Source organism: Acinetobacter kanungonis (genome assembly GCF_009939195.1).
Classification (GTDB): Bacteria; Pseudomonadota; Gammaproteobacteria; order Pseudomonadales; family Moraxellaceae; genus Acinetobacter; species Acinetobacter kanungonis.
Genome location: NZ_JAACKC010000003.1, coordinates 216,309 through 231,590, shown reverse-complemented (window position 1 = coordinate 231,590; position 15,282 = coordinate 216,309). Strand labels below are relative to the sequence as shown.

Genomic DNA, 15,282 nt, shown 5'->3' with positions numbered 1-15,282 from the left:
GCTCCTTATACTTCAGCGGTTGCCAATAAACGTTCTGCAAACATTTCTGCGGTTCGTGCCGCTGCTGCAGTCATAATGTCGAGATTGCCTGCATAGGTCGGCAAGAAATCGCCCAAACCTTGTACTTCAAGGAAAATCGAAACACGATTGCCATCAAAGACAGGACCATTCACCAACTTGTAACCCGGTACATATTTTTGTACTTCTGTGATCATGGCTTGCACCGAAGCGGTAATTGCCGCTTGATCAGGCTCACCTTCGACCAAGCAATGCACGGTGTCACGCATCATCAATGGAGGTTCGGCTGGGTTAATAATGATGATGGCTTTCCCTTGTTTTGCACCGCCAACTTTTTCAATCGCACCTGCCGTAGTACGGGTAAATTCATCAATGTTTTTACGTGTCCCTGGACCGACCGATTTGGTCGAAACGGTGGCAATAATTTCACCATAGTTCACAGGCTGTACACGTGAAATCGCAGCCACCATAGGAATGGTCGCTTGACCACCACAGGTCACCATGTTCACATTCGGCAACTCACCTGCATCCAACAATTCTTGAAGATTTACAGGTGGCACACAGAACGGACCAATCGCAGCAGGCGTCAGGTCAATCATCTGTACACCCAACTCATTCAACTTGCGGCTGTTTTCTGCATGCACATATGCTGAAGTCGCATCAAAGGCAATCTGAATTTCATCTGCAAGTACATGTGGCAGCAAACCGTCTACGCCTTCTGCCGTAGTTTTGATGCCCATACTGGCAGCACGTGCCAAACCTTCCGAAGTTGGATCAATCCCAACCATCCACACAGGTTCCAGAAATTCGCTACGCTGCAACTTATACAGTAAATCAGTCCCAATATTTCCCGGACCGATTAATGCACATTTAATCTTTTTCATGCATCTACTCTCTCAAAAATCCAATTTATTCCGCAGCAAACGCAGCGACCACTGAGCCAAATCCTTCAATTTCAACCTTGAATTCGTCCCCAGGATGGGCAACCACCATAGGTCCCAAAGCACCGGTTAAAATAATGTCGCCTGCAAGCAATGGACGACCACGGCGTACCATCTCATCGGCAAGCCATACCGCAGCATTCAGTGGATTGGCTAAACACGCCTTACCCACACCTTGCGAAACCACGTCTTCACCACGCGTCATGGTCATTGTGCAATTGACCAAATCAAGTTGATCTAATTTGACTGGACGTGAGCCCAATACAAACGCAGCCGATGAAGCGTTGTCTGCCACCGTATCAATCAATGAAATTTTCCAGTTTTCAATGCGGCTATCCACCACTTCAATTGCAGGCAAGGCATAGGCTGTGGCACTGATAATATCGGCATAGCTATGTTTTTCTTGGGTCAAGTCTTTGTTGATGACCAGCGCTATTTCAGCTTCGACTTTGGGCTGAATCAACAATCCCGCAGGAATGGCTTCGCCATCTCCATAAGCCATATCGGCAAACAGCATTCCAAAGTCAGGCTGATCTACGCCAAGTTGTGCTTGAACCACTTTGGAGGTCAGACCAATTTTGCGTCCGACTAAACGACGACCTTCGCTTAAGGCACGCAGGGTATTTACTTCCTGAACCGCATACGCAATATCGACGTCTGCTTGTTCCGCACCCAGTTGTGGGCGAATAGGAGCAATCGCAGTCTGTGTAAGCTCAGCGTTACGAAGTGCTAAGGCAACGGATTCAACAACAGCAGAATTCGACATCTATGTTTCCTTAAACTGCAAATAAAGATAGATAACGTTTTGCGCGAGAGAAGCGTGTAGACAGCATCTTTTCGATTTAACGAAAGTGCGAAATGAAATCTGATGGCTGTCCCTAACCACCGCTAAAACGTGTATATTTAGACAGCTTAAGCATCGGAAAATTGGCGATTTTATGCCAATACTTATTTTATTTTTTACAATAGCTAGAACTTATTAATCTTTGTTTGTTTTACTCATCAAAATAAACAATGTAGAAAAATCAAAGAGAAAAATGCGCTAATCATTCAGAATTCAACGTTATAGAGTGAATTGAATTTTTCAACTACGACTAAAAAATAATACGCGAGCAGTCTATTGAGATAGATCTACAACTTTAAAAAGCCTCTTAGATCAGAGGCTTTTTGAGTCAAATGGCGTTATGCCGCAAACAAAGCAGGATTGTTCTTTAAACTTTCACGTTGCTGTATGGCCAATACATAGCGGTCAATTGTAGGATGTGGCTTTAATAAATTCATCTTTAATTGCCACATAAGCATTGCCCCTAAACTGATATCGGCTGCCGTAAACTGTGCACCGCATAAATACGGACTCGCCTGCTCCAAACCTTGAATCAAGGCTTGATAGGTATCCTGATAATCGCCATAGCCCATAAACATTTTTTGCTCGGGTGCCACCTGAACTTTTAAATGTTCATTGTCGGAAGCTGCTGCAAACGGACCTGCAGCAAAGAACAACCAACGATAATATAAACCTCTTTTCGGATCATCGAGTGCAGGCGCTAAACCTTTTTCAGCGAATTTATCTGCCAAATATGCACAAATGGCATCTAATTCATAAATTACCACTTCGCCATCCACCAACACAGGCACTTTACCAAATGGGTTGAGTTTTAAAAATTCGGCTGATTTCATTTCCGCGCCATAAGCGACTTCTATCCGCTCAACCTCAATCCCCAAATCAAGCAAGAGCCAATCCACTACAACGCCTCGAGATTGCTTATTTGTATATAAAGTTAAAGCCATTGTTCTATCCTCTGTGTATATTGTTTTTTTAGAATAGACCTGAGCTGTGTCAGTTTTTGTCAGTAGTGCTGGCTGATTGTTCTGAATTTGAAAATTCTTTTTGACACCATTGCTGAAATAAATGACGTTTAAACTGAGGATAGATATGTTCAGTCAATACCAGCGTTTGTATGCGATCTAAACGGAAATTTCTAAAATCTTCCCGTAATTCACACCATGCAGCCAACAACATTTTGTCGTTAAAATATCCCAATGCAAACGGCCATAATTGCCTGTGTGAAATCTGTTTGTGCTCATCTAGATAATCAATCTGAATTTTAGTTTGTAAACGAATGGCAATACGCACTTGTTCAACAACAGTTGAGTCGACCTCAATCCACGAATGAATCGATTTTAGATAAGTATCATTTAAAAATTCTTGTTTTCTTTGGGGTAATACTGCTCTTAATTTACTTAATACCGAATGTGAAGCCTGTTGTAAGGCTTGATCAGGAATGGATTTGGCCCATTGTAAGGCCAGATACATGGCCTCAATTTCTGATTCATCCAAACTCATGGGGGGAAGAAGAAAGTTTTCTTTCAATTGAAAGCCTACACCGACACTTCCCTCAATATTGACGCCTTGATCACGTAAACTTTCAATATCTCGATAAACACTTCTTACACTGATGTCTAGATGTTCAGCCAAACGTTGCGCCGTAACAGGATAACGCTGTTCACGGAGATGCTGTAATAAATGCAGTAATCGAATAGAACGACTCATAGCCTATTTTCTTGTTATTCAAAAGTCATTTTAGGCGCATATCCTGATACGCCTTGAAAAATAATCAACTTTGCTTATGCCACATCAGCAGCCTTGACTTGCCGATTTAAAAACTGAGCTAAACTGGCAACATCATCAGCAATGGTTAAAGGTTGATACTGTTTTAAGGTTTCAGGCGTATGCACACCATAACTCACCCCCACGCGAGGCATGGCAATATTTCTCGCCATTTCCAAGTCGTAGCTGGTATCACCGACCATAATCGCTTGTTCTGCATGCAGTCCAGTCACCTGCAAAATTTCCTGCAACATCAACGGGTCAGGTTTAGAACGGGTTTCACTGGCAGCACGTGTCGCAACAAATAACTCGTGGCTATTGGTTTGCGCCAAAACACGATCCAAACCTTTACGGCTTTTGCCCGTTGCAACCGCCAATAATAGACCAGCTTCGCGTAGTTCATTGAGCATGTTAGCTACGCCATCAAACCAGACATCGCCTTTAGAATTTGCGACATAATGCTCGGCATAACATTGCAAAATCTCGGTGTGTAATTCAGGCACTTGCGGGAATAAACGTTGTGCAACTTCAGGCAAACCTAAACCAATAATACTTTTGGCATCTTCACGCGTGAGTGGTTGCGAAAATTGCTGTGCTGCAAACAACAAACTCGCCACGATTTGCCCGACTGAATCAAATAAAGTACCGTCCCAATCAAAGATAATCAGTTCTACAGGTTTATTCATGCTGGGGTTCCAATATTTGCTTTTATGAAGAAAATTTACACGATGCATTTGCTACATGATGGCGACAAGGATGTCGCCATTGAGCTATGGTACAAGTACGTTCCATCAGCTCAACAAATGATTTTTGTTACTTTTCATCGCTGAAAAGTAAAGATGACCAATACCGCATCATTTCCAGTTAATCACGACAAAAGAGGTGCTGTTTTAGCACCTCTCCCTACCCCTCTCCTAGTTAGAGAGGGAAAAGGCTTAGTCCTTTTTCTGTGCTCTCAACTGCGCCACAATACTCTGCATATCTTCAGGCAACGGTGCTTCAATCGGCGGATAACCCGGAATATCCAAACGCATCGCGTGTAGACATAAACGACGTGGTTTAGGACCATTGTACTCAGTTTCATGTCCATATTTTTCATCCCCCACCAGCGGATGACCAATACTTAAACCATGCACACGAATTTGATGAGTACGACCTGAAAGAGGCGATGCATACACCAAAGTGGCATGCATAAAACGTTCCGCCACATTCCATTGGGTTTTCGAGTCCTTGCCTTCTTTCGATACGCGCACACGACGTTCGCCATTCGAAAGTTCATAGCGGTGTAACGGTGCATCTATCAGTTGCTTGTCTAAACTCACCACACCTTTCACGACAGCCGCGTAGGTTTTCTTGATTTTGTGCTCACGCAACAGGTCTTGTAAGGTTTTTAACACACTACGCTTTTTAGAAATCATCACCAGACCTGACGTATCACGGTCAATACGGTGAATCAATTCTAAATATTTTTTGCCTGTAGCCGCACGCAAGCCTTCAATCAGACCATAGGCCACACCACTGCCACCATGTACCGCAATGCCCGATGGCTTATTCACCACCATCAGACCTTCATCTTCATACACCACACGGCTGAGTAAACTCTGCGCCACTTTGTCCGATACAGGTGCAGCCGTTTCATCTTTTTGTTCATAGCGAATCGGTGCAACGCGAATTTGGTCACCAATCGCCAATTTGGTTTCGGCTTTAATGCGCTTTTTATTCACGCGCACCTGCCCTTCACGAATCAAACGATAAATGCGACTTTTCGGTACACCTTTGAGTCGACTAAATAAAAAATTATCGATGCGTTGACCCGCTTGATGCTCATCCACTTCAAACCAAGTGACACTTTGCCATTCTTGCGTAGAATTCATACAGATACTGTGACCTAAAAAAATACTAAAATTGATTAAAAACTGATCATTTAGGCTATACTTTTCACTAGAAACGTAAGCTTAGCCCATAGGCAGATGATGCAAGGTTTGCTATAGTCAGCGCACGGAAACCACCGTAAGTGAATCATCGTCAACACATTTCAATTATATTCATATTGAAATATGGCTGAAATTTTGATTATAAACTCGGAAAGGTCCCAAAAGAATTATGCCGACGCCGAAGGCTTATTATATCGGCAAAACTGCAAACTGTTGCGTTTAATTGTACCTCAGGTACATAAATCAGTTTGCCTGAAAAAATATGTCGCCAACCTCAAGTTGGTTTTTAAACGTAAACTGATACACATCAGATTAGTCGCACCCTGAAACCACATTCAGGCTACAGCGTCTGATGCATTGGATCTGCACAATTTGTAAAGATACGACGATAATTCCGTATCAAGACACTCTTATTTTGTAGGGATGCTCTTCGAGCAATGTGACAGTGAAAGTTACTCACATCCAATGCACCGCTTGTTTGCCAGTGAAGTGTACAGGTGACTTTAATCGTTTAAAGATTGAAGCCGTATTGCCATCATCAATACGTGAATCAAAACTGGAGCCCACCTTAAAACAGGCCAGTGTAAACCCTCAGACCGCAATCGGTTTATTTGAGATCTGAGTTTGATCCGTGATGTTTGATGTTCGCTACGTGTATAGCGATTTTTTGCTGTGTATCACTATAAGGTGTTACACCCATGAAACGTATGTTGATTAATGCAACACATGCCGAGGAAATCCGCGTTGCACTGGTTACAGGTCAGCGTCTTTACGATTTCGATTTAGAAAATCGTACCCGTGAACAAAAAAAATCGAATATCTACAAAGGTCACGTGACTCGCGTTGAGCCTTCTCTAGAAGCCGTATTTGTTGAATACGGTGCGGGACGCCAAGGCTTCCTGTCTATGCGCGAAATCGCAAACTCATACTACAAAGCTGACCCTCGCCAAACTTCGAATATTCGTGAACTGATTACTGAAGGCACTGAGCTTTTGGTTCAAGTTGAAAAAGAAGAACGTGGCAACAAAGGTGCTGCGCTTTCGACTTTCATTTCTTTGGCTGGTCGCTATTTAGTGTTGATGCCAAACAATCCAAAAGGTGGTGGCATTAGCCGTCAAATTTCGGGTGCAGTTCGTGAAGAATTGAAAGAAATGTTGGCTTCATTGAATGTACCGCGTGGCATGAGCGTGATTGTACGCACTGCGGGGATTGGTCGTTCTCAAGAAGAATTACAACTTGATCTTCAACACTTGCTTGACCTTTGGGCACAAATTCAAAGCACGGCGAGTTCTGGTCCATCACCAATGTTGGTGCATCAAGAAGCAGGTGTAGTGACACGTGCGATTCGTGATTACTTACGTGATGATGTGGCTGAAATCCTAATTGACTCAGAGCAAGCCTATAACGAAGCCTATAACTTCGTAAAAGCGGTGATGCCTCGTCAAATCGATAAGTTAAAAACCTATACGTTAAATGAGCCATTATTTGCGCATTTTGGTATCGAAAGCCAAATTCAAACAGCTTATGAACGTGAAGTAAAATTGCCTTCTGGCGGTTCAATCGTGATTGACCAAACAGAAGCTTTAGTTTCAATTGACATTAACTCTGCGAAATCTACACGCGGACATGATGTTGAAGAAACTGCACTGAACACCAACCTTGAAGCCGCAGAAGAAATTGCGCGTCAATTACGCTTGCGTGATATTGGTGGTTTGGTGGTGATCGATTTCATCGACATGACCAAAGACCGCAACCAGCGCATGGTTGAAGCGAAATTACGCGAAGCAACACAAAGTGACCGCGCACGTATTCAGTTTGGTCAATTGTCTCGCTTCGGTTTAATGGAAATGAGCCGTCAACGCTTACGTCCATCTTTAGAAGAAGCAACAGGTTATGTCTGCCCACGCTGTCATGGCACAGGCATGGTGCGTGACCTACGTTCACTTTCACTATCAATTATGCGTAAAGTGGAAGAAATTGCCTTACGTGAACGTCATGGTGAAGTACAGGTTGAAGTACCGGTAGAAATTGCAGCATTCATGCTGAATGAAAAACGTCACAGCTTAGTTTACCTAGAACAAACGTCAAATGTACGTGTAACGGTATTACCACACCCGCACTTAGAAACACCTCATTACGAGATTTCCTATAACCCTGAAGGCTTCGCGCCAACCAGCTATGAACGTACTGAAGCAACACGTTCTAGCGAAAAAGAATTGGGTTATGAAGCTTCAGATTGGCACTTAGAAGATGCTGATCAACAACCAAGTGTTGCACCTGTTGCTGAAAAACACGGCAAGAAAAAACCACAACAAGCGACTCAACAACAACAGCAAGCCCCTGTCGCTGCACCAGCTGCATCAAGCAGCCCATGTGCATGGTTAGAAAACCTGTTTGTTCAAAAGCAAGCGGCAACTGTAGACCAAGCGCGTACAGCAAATAACGCAGCTGCTGCAATCGAACAAATGGTGAATGGCGGTGCCGTTAGCCGTGGTCAATTTGGTCAAGTGACAACACCTGCTGCTGCCGCACCAGCACCTGTAGCAAGCAACAACGCGTACCTATCTTCAACACCTGCTCCACAAAAAACTGAGCAACGTGACTTTGCTGAGAAAAATGCAGAGAAAGAAGAAAGATCGCAACGTCACAACAAAAAACGTAATAACAACAAGCAACGTGAACCACGCGAACAGCAACCACAAGAACAAAATCAAGTGGTTGAAGAAGTTGTACAAATGTCGCGTCAAGAGCAACGCCAAGAACAGCGTGAACAAAAGCGTCAACGTCAACAACAACGTCAACAACAGCCTGAACAACAAAATGAAGTTCAAGCTGAACAAGCTGTACCACGTCGTGACCGTAACAACCAGCAACGTCCAAATCGCCCAAATCGCCACCGCGACCAAAGCGTATTTAACGAGCAGCAACAACCTGCGGCAGCAGCTCCAGCACCAGTGGTTGTAGATGAGCAACAGGTCAAAGTGGAACTCATTGATGCGCCACGTCAAGACATGCTACCTACGGCATTGGTGGTGAATGTTGATCAAGCACAAAGCGAAATCGTAGCCATCAACAACACTGCGCCAGTCGCTGCGGTTGAAGCTGCAGCTCCAGTTGCGGCTGAACCTGTAAAAGCCGTGAAAACTGCACCTGTGGCTGTGGAAGCAGAAAGCAAGGCAGAAGCTCAACCAGAAGCTACGCCAAGCGTTGAAAAAGAAGAGCAAAAGCCGCGTTCTGAAGTGAAACGTGCCAGCAACGATCCGCGTATGCGTCGTCGTCAGCAACGTGAAGCGCACGCTAAACAAGCGCAAGCACCTAAGCTCAACCCTTCACAAGTGCCGACTTTGGCGCAATACACAGTGGGCAGCTTAATCCGCCATGTCTATGGTGAAGACTGTGCCGTACTGATTGAACAATTTGGTCTAATTCCAACGTTCAACCGTGCGCTACAAAAGTTCACGACAGAGTATGCAGCCAGCTTAAGCAGCGCTCCTGCTGCTGAAGCAGAGAAGAAGCCTGTTACACGTGATGTAGAAGTGGCGAAAGCTACGCCTGAAGCTGAACCAGCACCAGTGTTGGATTTAACTCCACCAAAGCCTGAGTCAGAAAAGCGTGTTGCCAATGACCCGCGTGAACGTCGTCGTTTAGCCAAACAAGCGGCTGAACAAGCCCATGCGCAAGCCAAACAAGCACAAGTGGAAGATGCTCCTGTTGCCGCTGAACCAGCTGCTCCAGTTGTAGAAGAAGCTCCTGCTATTGCTGAGCCTGTAGCGGTCGTTGCTGAAGTTACAGCAACTGAAGTTGTTGCTGAAGCACCAGCCCCTGCTGTAGTTGAAGAAGTTGTGGTTGAAGCGAAAGCCCCTGCGAAAGCTAAAGCCAAGGCAGAACCTGTACAAACTGAACTGGCTGTAGATGTGGTTGAAGAGACAGCCCCTGAAGCAGTTACGACAGAAGACACTGCGGCTGAAAAGGAAGAGAAAGAAAAAGCTCGTCCGCGTCGTCCACGTGGTCGTCCACCGAAGAAAGCCAATCCAACAGCAGAGTAAGTATTTACCCAATTGCTGTGAAAAAATTAAAACCTAGTCATTTCGATGGCTAGGTTTTTTTTGTTATTTTGAGCAGATTAGGTTGATTGCACTAGAAAGAAACGATTAAAAGGACAACTGTACAGATTACCTCGTTCAACCTGTAGACAAAGACATCGTATTGGACACGAAAAATAAATAGGATTCTTATGAGCCAAACCACACAAAGCGATCTTATTGGAATTACAGACGTCGCTGCCAAAATCCCACAATTTCTTGGAAAACTGCCGCATCTGGTTACAGGGTTGAAACAAGCCTATATCCGCACCCCAAATTCTCCTGCTGGTTTAGGGATTGCCTTTGAAAAAGCGGTCAAACGCAATCCTCATGGCGCTGCACTCCTATTTGAAGAACAAAAATATACTTACCAGCAGCTCAACGACTGGGCCAACCAGATTGGACATTATTATTTGTCGATTGGCGCGCAAAAAGGCGATGTGATTGCGGTCATGATTGAAAACCGCCCTGAACTGGTTGCCACGGTACTGGCATTGGCTAAAATTGGCGTGACTGCAGCACTGGTGAACACCTCCCAAGTGGGCAAGGTACTGGCGCATAGCATCAATTTAGTTCATCCAATTGCTTTGATTGTCGGTGAAGAATGCCGCAAAGCGGTCGATGAAATTCGTCAAGAGCTGAATTTGCCTGAACAGCGTTTTTACTGGTTTGCCGATCAAGAAACACGTCAAGATGCAGGTAATGCACCTGCGCAATATCTGAATTTGGCCAATGAAATTATCACCTTCCCAACCTTTAACACGCCAACTACACACAGTGTCAAAGGCAAAGACGGTTTATTTTATATCTACACCTCGGGAACCACTGGCTTGCCGAAAGCCGTGATTTTCACCCACAGCCGCTGGACCCTCGCTTATGGCACGTACGGGCATGTGCTGGGCTTAAACAGCAAAGACGTAATGTATGTGACCCTGCCGCTCTACCATGCCACAGGCATTGTGGTGTGCTGGTGTGGCGTGATTGCAGGGAGTGCCGCATTGGCCCTGCGTCGTAAATACTCCACCTCCTCTTTCTGGAAAGACGTACAGAAATTTGATGCCTCTGCAATTGGCTATGTCGGAGAGTTGTGCCGCTACTTAATGGATGCACCTGCATCGGATTTAGACCGTGCCCATCGTGTGAAAAAGATGATTGGCAATGGCATGCGCCCAAATATTTGGGACAAATTCAAGCAACGTTTTGGTGTTGAAGAAGTACTGGAACTGTATGCCTCGAGTGAAGGCAATGTCGGCTTTAGCAACGTGTTTAATTTCGACAATACCGTGGGTTTCTCGCCTACACCGTATGCGATTATTCAATTCGACAAAGAAAAGAATGAGCCGATTCGTGATGCACAAGGCTGGTGTCAAAAAGTCGCAAAAGGCGAGGTTGGTTTGTTAGTCGGAAAAATTACCCGCCGCTCACCTTTTGATGGCTATACCGACCCTGAAAAGAACAAATCCGTGATCATGCAAAATGTGTTTAAACAAGGAGATGCCTTCTTTAATACGGGTGATTTGGTCCGCGATATTGGCTTCCGTCATGCACAGTTTGTCGACCGTTTGGGAGATACCTTCCGCTGGAAAGGTGAAAACGTCTCTACCACCGAAGTGGAAAACATGCTGTGTGAGTACCCTAAAATTGTTGAAGCTGTCGTTTATGGCGTGGAAATCCCGCATACCAATGGTCGCGCAGGTATGGCCGCCATCACGTTGGCAGAACAAGTTCAACTGAATGAGCAAGACCTGCAAGCCATGGTCAACTGCTTTAAAAAGAGTCTGCCTGCCTATGCTGTCCCAGTATTTTTACGGGTACAGAAACAGGTTGAAACCACAGGCACCTTTAAATATCAGAAGAATAAACTGAAAGAGCAAGCATTCAATCCTGAAAAAACTGATGAGCAAATTTTGGTCTTATTACCGAATAGCAGTGCCTATTGCGATATGGATACAGAAATCTATAGCAACATTCAGCAGTACCAATACCGCTTCTAAACTGAGAAATCGGCATTTTTTTGCATAAAATCAGGCAAAGTTGTTGTATTTATAATCAAACATCAACAACTTTGCGATTTTTCTCTTGCGCTCGTGTCATATCTTGCTACAATACGCTCCATCAAAACGAGATGGGTCGTTAGCTCAGTTGGTAGAGCAGCGGACTTTTAATCCGTTGGTCCCGCGTTCGAGTCGCGGACGACCCACCACTTATTTTGATTCCTGATGGGTCGTTAGCTCAGTTGGTAGAGCAGCGGACTTTTAATCCGTTGGTCCCGCGTTCGAGTCGCGGACGACCCACCATCTTTAAGCTTGATTAAAAAGCTGTCATAATATGAAAGCATTCTAAATGGGTCGTTAGCTCAGTTGGTAGAGCAGCGGACTTTTAATCCGTTGGTCCCGCGTTCGAGTCGCGGACGACCCACCATTTATTTCAAAGCTTCTTCAAATTTATTTCTCTTCAGCACTGCTGCTCTCAAGCTCTAAGCTTGCGTTTATATTTTTTTAGCTCTTCAACAAATTTAAGCCCAGTATTATTGATCTTTGATCAAGCGATACGCTTGTGTCGGCATGGGATAACCTGCTGCGAAAAAGTGCTGATTGGTTTGATTATTCAAGTCTAAAGTTCGATCTATATCTAGAATTAAATTATGTTGCTGGTCGACCCGATAATAAAATTTTGCACCTTCTTCTAAATGCACCACCAGTTCAGCATTTTCAGGATTGACCGACCATGTATCTCGGCGGTAAGTGCGAATATTACTGTCTTCCGCCATTTTTTCGCTAAACAGTTTTCCCGTATAAATGATACTGCGATACGCAGAACCATCAGCAGCCAAGGTCAAAATATATTCTGCAGAGCCTTCCGAGCATTGCACAAAATCATCTTTACAGGAAATCTGAACGTGATAGCGCCCAATATAAGGGGCTTTATCCTCGGCTGAAGCCTGTTGTACCGTAGATGCTGCTTCATTGTCCGGCATACTTGCCTGCCCTGCCAGTTCCGTGAGTTTTTTACCAGACTGAGGCGGATTGACAACTGATGCGGGCTGCTCTTCTGCGGCAGAAGCCGTCGGCTCATCCGCTGGCGTTGACGATCGGCTACACGCCGCGACCACCAGACTGGCGCATAGGCAACCCAAGAGCTGCCAGCCGAACTTCGGACGAAGTTTTAAACTGTTCCATTTCATCACGTTAATACACAATCCACTTTCATTTGACCGAGCACCCAAAGGGTAAAAAATGCTATGGCATTATTTTTCCTTAAATTCAGCAATAGCATCGCAAGTGCCTGTATTTGCTTGTCAAAAATAAAGGCATCTGTAAATTTGATCACATTTTATGTACAGCGCAGCTCAGAGCAAATCTTTCTTTACATAACTTAACTATTTTCATGCTGGCTTTGCTTTAAAAATTGAATTGCATCACCATTTATTAATTATGAGATTACATAAAATCTCTCAGTTATTTTCTAAGGAGACCTCGATGGCCAATGTTGGTTTATATCGTTCGAATCGCCAAAATATAATTGCAGGTGTTATGGGCGGTATTGCTGAACGTTTTGGTTGGAACGCAAACTTATTAAGAATTATCTTCTTTTTAGTTTCAGTGATGAGTGCCGCTTTTCCAGGCATTCTTGTGTATTTGGTTTTATGGTTAGTGATTCCAAAACGTCAGGACGAGAGTTATTCCGATTCATCGAATTACCAGCGTCCAATGCGGACCGTAAATAATCACAAATCGCCATTATAGGTTTTCATGAACATCATTTGACCTACCGTTTTGGTCGCTACGGCTTTTTCCCCAAAGAGTCGTAGCTTTTTTTATATCAGCCCATCATTTTTGCTGTTTCAGTTGAATCAATTGCTGGTTCAATGCCGCAATCATATCTGCGCGACTAATCATACCGACCAGTTGTTGCTGCTCAACCACAGGAATATAGTTAAATGAGCGCTCAACAAAGTACGGCACCAAATCTTGGATGGGTTGACTTGGCTGCACCGTCACCACTTGTCGATTCATAATCTGTTGCACCTGATGTTCCCAACTGGCTTTAGGGTCAGCAGCACGTTTAAACCATTCCACCACATCATACAGCGCCAAAGTCCCCACCAACTGCCGTGCATCATTCACCACAGGCAAGCTCATCAAGTTAATCTGCTTGAACTTATCCAAAGCCAGATGAATATCATCCTGCGCATTCAACATGGTGACATCTTTAGACATGAGGTCTTGGCAGGTTAGTTCATTCACCGCACGCGCGTTGGCAATTTGCTGTGCCTTCAGAATAATCTTCTGTAAATCATATTCACTGATATCCAGCAACTGCGGCTGATGTTCCAAGACATTCTGAATATCTTGTGGCTGAATGGTGACTTTTTGCGTTGGGGTCGGATCATTAGAACGTAAATTGAGCTGTGCCGTTTGCGGATATTGACGCCCCAACATCCGATTAAACCCAATCGCAATCAGCAACAACAACAGCGAATTCAACAGCACTGGATAGGCAATAAACGCATAGCCCATGTCATGTACGTTTTTCCCACCCAGTACCGCAGTAATGGCGACTGCACCACTGGGCGGATGTAAAGAATCTGTGGTCATCATCAGGAAAATAGACAACGCCACCGCAATACTAAAGGCTTCCGTTAAATTCGGCAGATACAGCGCACACGTTACGCCAATAAAACCCGCCAACGTATTGCCAATGATCATATTCCACGGCTGTGCCAATGGACTGGAAGGTACAGCAAACAACAAGACAGATGAAGCGCCCATAGGGGCGATATACCATGCGTTAATATCACCTAGTACCCACCAACTGATCAAAGATGACAGTGTCAGACCCAATAATGCACCGAAACCGCAGACTAGGCGTTCCTTCAAAGGTAACACTTTAAAATTGGGTTTGAGATGATTTAACCATTCAAGCTGAGTCTGAAACACGGTCATCCTTCTTTATTCTAGGCAGGCTTGCAAATTATACGTGGGCTAAACAATAAGATGTATCTATTTTACAGGTTATAACAATCAACTTTTTTAATTCTTAAACCTTTAAGATTTAGTCGATATAGAGCTGTAACTGCAACACCCGCTCTGCATAGTGTTGCATCGGGCAATAAGCATACATCGGTGAACCAATATACTGCCCTGCATTCTCACATTCTTGATCGACATAAGTTTTCCACAAACGCTGTGATTTCAAAATGGCTTGGTAACGCTCAGGCTGCTTCCAATCTGCACTTTGTACCCGAATTTGATCGAGCAAGGCCACAATTTGCTTTTCATAGCCGTGCTTGGCTTGGTCGGAACAAATCTGTACCACGCTGTTATTGATACTGGCAAGCTGCTGTTCTTGAATGGTTTGCTCAACACACGCATTATAAGGATCAGGCTCTTCTTGAGCTGGTTGCGCATAGACCGCGCCACTACAAAAAAGTGTGAGCAATAAAATAAAAGAAATCGATTTCAGCATAGGTTATGGCTTTTGTTGTTATGCATTGTCCTCACTATAGCAAAATGCAGAATCATTCCCCAAATCACAAAACGTATGCGGTATCTTGCAAGATAAATACCTAAGCTTCGGATCACCGCTTATCAACCGACTTTTAAACCGAAAAACCACAAAGCTGTGCACAAATATTAAATTGCTGATTCCAACTGAACCCTTTGCCACTCCCCTGCAAAATCCTTATACTTAGGGGC

Annotated in this window: 12 protein-coding genes and 3 tRNA genes; 6 read left to right on the top strand and 9 right to left on the bottom strand. The window is 44.3% G+C overall.

Annotated elements, in window-relative coordinates:
- Window positions 1-5: 5 nt before the first annotated feature.
- The 6 genes from GWK51_RS07345 to GWK51_RS07320 all read right to left on the bottom strand — a co-directional run bounded on the left by GWK51_RS07345 (window position 6) and on the right by GWK51_RS07320 (window position 5,441).
- Complete coding sequence (locus GWK51_RS07345) at window positions 6-902, bottom strand: acetaldehyde dehydrogenase (acetylating) (RefSeq protein WP_142769596.1); 897 nt, start codon at window positions 900-902, stop codon at window positions 6-8.
- Window positions 903-927: 25 nt separating this feature from the next.
- Window positions 928-1,725 carry a fumarylacetoacetate hydrolase family protein gene (locus GWK51_RS07340; protein WP_161933212.1) on the bottom strand — a complete coding sequence of 266 codons (798 nt, stop codon included), beginning with the start codon at window positions 1,723-1,725 and terminating at the stop codon, window positions 928-930.
- A gap of 416 nt (window positions 1,726-2,141) precedes the next feature.
- On the bottom strand, window positions 2,142-2,747 hold the full coding sequence (locus GWK51_RS07335) for a glutathione S-transferase family protein (protein ID WP_161933211.1): 606 nt from the start codon (window positions 2,745-2,747) through the stop codon (window positions 2,142-2,144).
- 49 nt (window positions 2,748-2,796) lie between these two features.
- Window positions 2,797-3,510 carry a helix-turn-helix transcriptional regulator gene (locus GWK51_RS07330; RefSeq protein WP_161933210.1) on the bottom strand — a complete coding sequence of 238 codons (714 nt, stop codon included), beginning with the start codon at window positions 3,508-3,510 and terminating at the stop codon, window positions 2,797-2,799.
- Window positions 3,511-3,584: 74 nt separating this feature from the next.
- Window positions 3,585-4,253 carry an HAD-IA family hydrolase gene (locus GWK51_RS07325; RefSeq protein WP_161933209.1) on the bottom strand — a complete coding sequence of 223 codons (669 nt, stop codon included), beginning with the start codon at window positions 4,251-4,253 and terminating at the stop codon, window positions 3,585-3,587.
- A 249-nt stretch (window positions 4,254-4,502) separates the two neighbouring features.
- Window positions 4,503-5,441, bottom strand: a complete 939-nt coding sequence (locus GWK51_RS07320) for an RluA family pseudouridine synthase (protein ID WP_161933208.1) — start codon at window positions 5,439-5,441, stop codon at window positions 4,503-4,505.
- 758 nt (window positions 5,442-6,199) lie between these two features.
- Here GWK51_RS07320 and GWK51_RS07315 point away from each other — a divergent pair.
- The 5 genes from GWK51_RS07315 (at window position 6,200) to GWK51_RS07295 (ending at window position 12,004) form a co-directional block, all read left to right on the top strand.
- Entirely contained in the window at window positions 6,200-9,547 is a 3,348-nt protein-coding gene (locus GWK51_RS07315; RefSeq protein WP_161933207.1) for an Rne/Rng family ribonuclease, read from the top strand.
- A 188-nt stretch (window positions 9,548-9,735) separates the two neighbouring features.
- Window positions 9,736-11,577 (top strand): long-chain-acyl-CoA synthetase, encoded by a 1,842-nt coding sequence (locus GWK51_RS07310; protein WP_161933206.1) that lies wholly within the window; start codon window positions 9,736-9,738, stop codon window positions 11,575-11,577.
- A gap of 133 nt (window positions 11,578-11,710) precedes the next feature.
- Window positions 11,711-11,786, top strand: a tRNA-Lys gene (locus GWK51_RS07305).
- An 18-nt stretch (window positions 11,787-11,804) separates the two neighbouring features.
- Window positions 11,805-11,880, top strand: a tRNA-Lys gene (locus tag GWK51_RS07300).
- Between the two features lie 48 nt (window positions 11,881-11,928).
- A tRNA-Lys gene (locus GWK51_RS07295) sits at window positions 11,929-12,004 on the top strand.
- A 106-nt stretch (window positions 12,005-12,110) separates the two neighbouring features.
- On the opposite strand, the gene GWK51_RS07290 is transcribed toward GWK51_RS07295, so the two are convergent.
- Window positions 12,111-12,770 carry a hypothetical protein gene (locus GWK51_RS07290; RefSeq protein ID WP_161933205.1) on the bottom strand — a complete coding sequence of 220 codons (660 nt, stop codon included), beginning with the start codon at window positions 12,768-12,770 and terminating at the stop codon, window positions 12,111-12,113.
- A gap of 292 nt (window positions 12,771-13,062) precedes the next feature.
- On the opposite strand from GWK51_RS07290, the gene GWK51_RS07285 reads away from it, so the two are divergent.
- A complete protein-coding gene (locus tag GWK51_RS07285) occupies window positions 13,063-13,329 on the top strand; it encodes a PspC domain-containing protein (RefSeq protein WP_100240493.1) in 267 nt (88 codons plus the stop codon).
- An 84-nt stretch (window positions 13,330-13,413) separates the two neighbouring features.
- Here GWK51_RS07285 and GWK51_RS07280 read toward each other — a convergent pair whose 3' ends face one another.
- Both GWK51_RS07280 and GWK51_RS07275 read right to left on the bottom strand, forming a co-directional pair.
- Window positions 13,414-14,523 (bottom strand): HPP family protein, encoded by a 1,110-nt coding sequence (locus GWK51_RS07280; RefSeq protein WP_161933336.1) that lies wholly within the window; start codon window positions 14,521-14,523, stop codon window positions 13,414-13,416.
- Window positions 14,524-14,638: 115 nt separating this feature from the next.
- Window positions 14,639-15,052: a lysozyme inhibitor LprI family protein gene (locus GWK51_RS07275; protein WP_161933204.1), complete on the bottom strand. Its 414-nt coding sequence runs from the start codon at window positions 15,050-15,052 to the stop codon at window positions 14,639-14,641.
- Window positions 15,053-15,282: the final 230 nt, after the last annotated feature.

Excerpts from the sequence above, each read along its gene's own strand:
- GWK51_RS07320 (WP_161933208.1), bottom strand. The coding sequence starts at position 5,441 with ATGAATTCTACGCAAGAATGGCAAAGTGTCACTTGGTTTGAAGTGGAT.
- GWK51_RS07330 (WP_161933210.1), bottom strand. The coding sequence starts at position 3,510 with ATGAGTCGTTCTATTCGATTACTGCATTTATTACAGCATCTCCGTGAA.
- GWK51_RS07345 (WP_142769596.1), bottom strand. The coding sequence starts at position 902 with ATGAAAAAGATTAAATGTGCATTAATCGGTCCGGGAAATATTGGGACT.
- GWK51_RS07335 (WP_161933211.1), bottom strand. The coding sequence starts at position 2,747 with ATGGCTTTAACTTTATATACAAATAAGCAATCTCGAGGCGTTGTAGTG.
- GWK51_RS07340 (WP_161933212.1), bottom strand. The coding sequence starts at position 1,725 with ATGTCGAATTCTGCTGTTGTTGAATCCGTTGCCTTAGCACTTCGTAAC.
- GWK51_RS07325 (WP_161933209.1), bottom strand. The coding sequence starts at position 4,253 with ATGAATAAACCTGTAGAACTGATTATCTTTGATTGGGACGGTACTTTA.
- GWK51_RS07310 (WP_161933206.1), top strand. The coding sequence starts at position 9,736 with ATGAGCCAAACCACACAAAGCGATCTTATTGGAATTACAGACGTCGCT.
- GWK51_RS07315 (WP_161933207.1), top strand. The coding sequence starts at position 6,200 with ATGAAACGTATGTTGATTAATGCAACACATGCCGAGGAAATCCGCGTT.
- GWK51_RS07275 (WP_161933204.1), bottom strand. The coding sequence starts at position 15,052 with ATGCTGAAATCGATTTCTTTTATTTTATTGCTCACACTTTTTTGTAGT.
- GWK51_RS07285 (WP_100240493.1), top strand. The coding sequence starts at position 13,063 with ATGGCCAATGTTGGTTTATATCGTTCGAATCGCCAAAATATAATTGCA.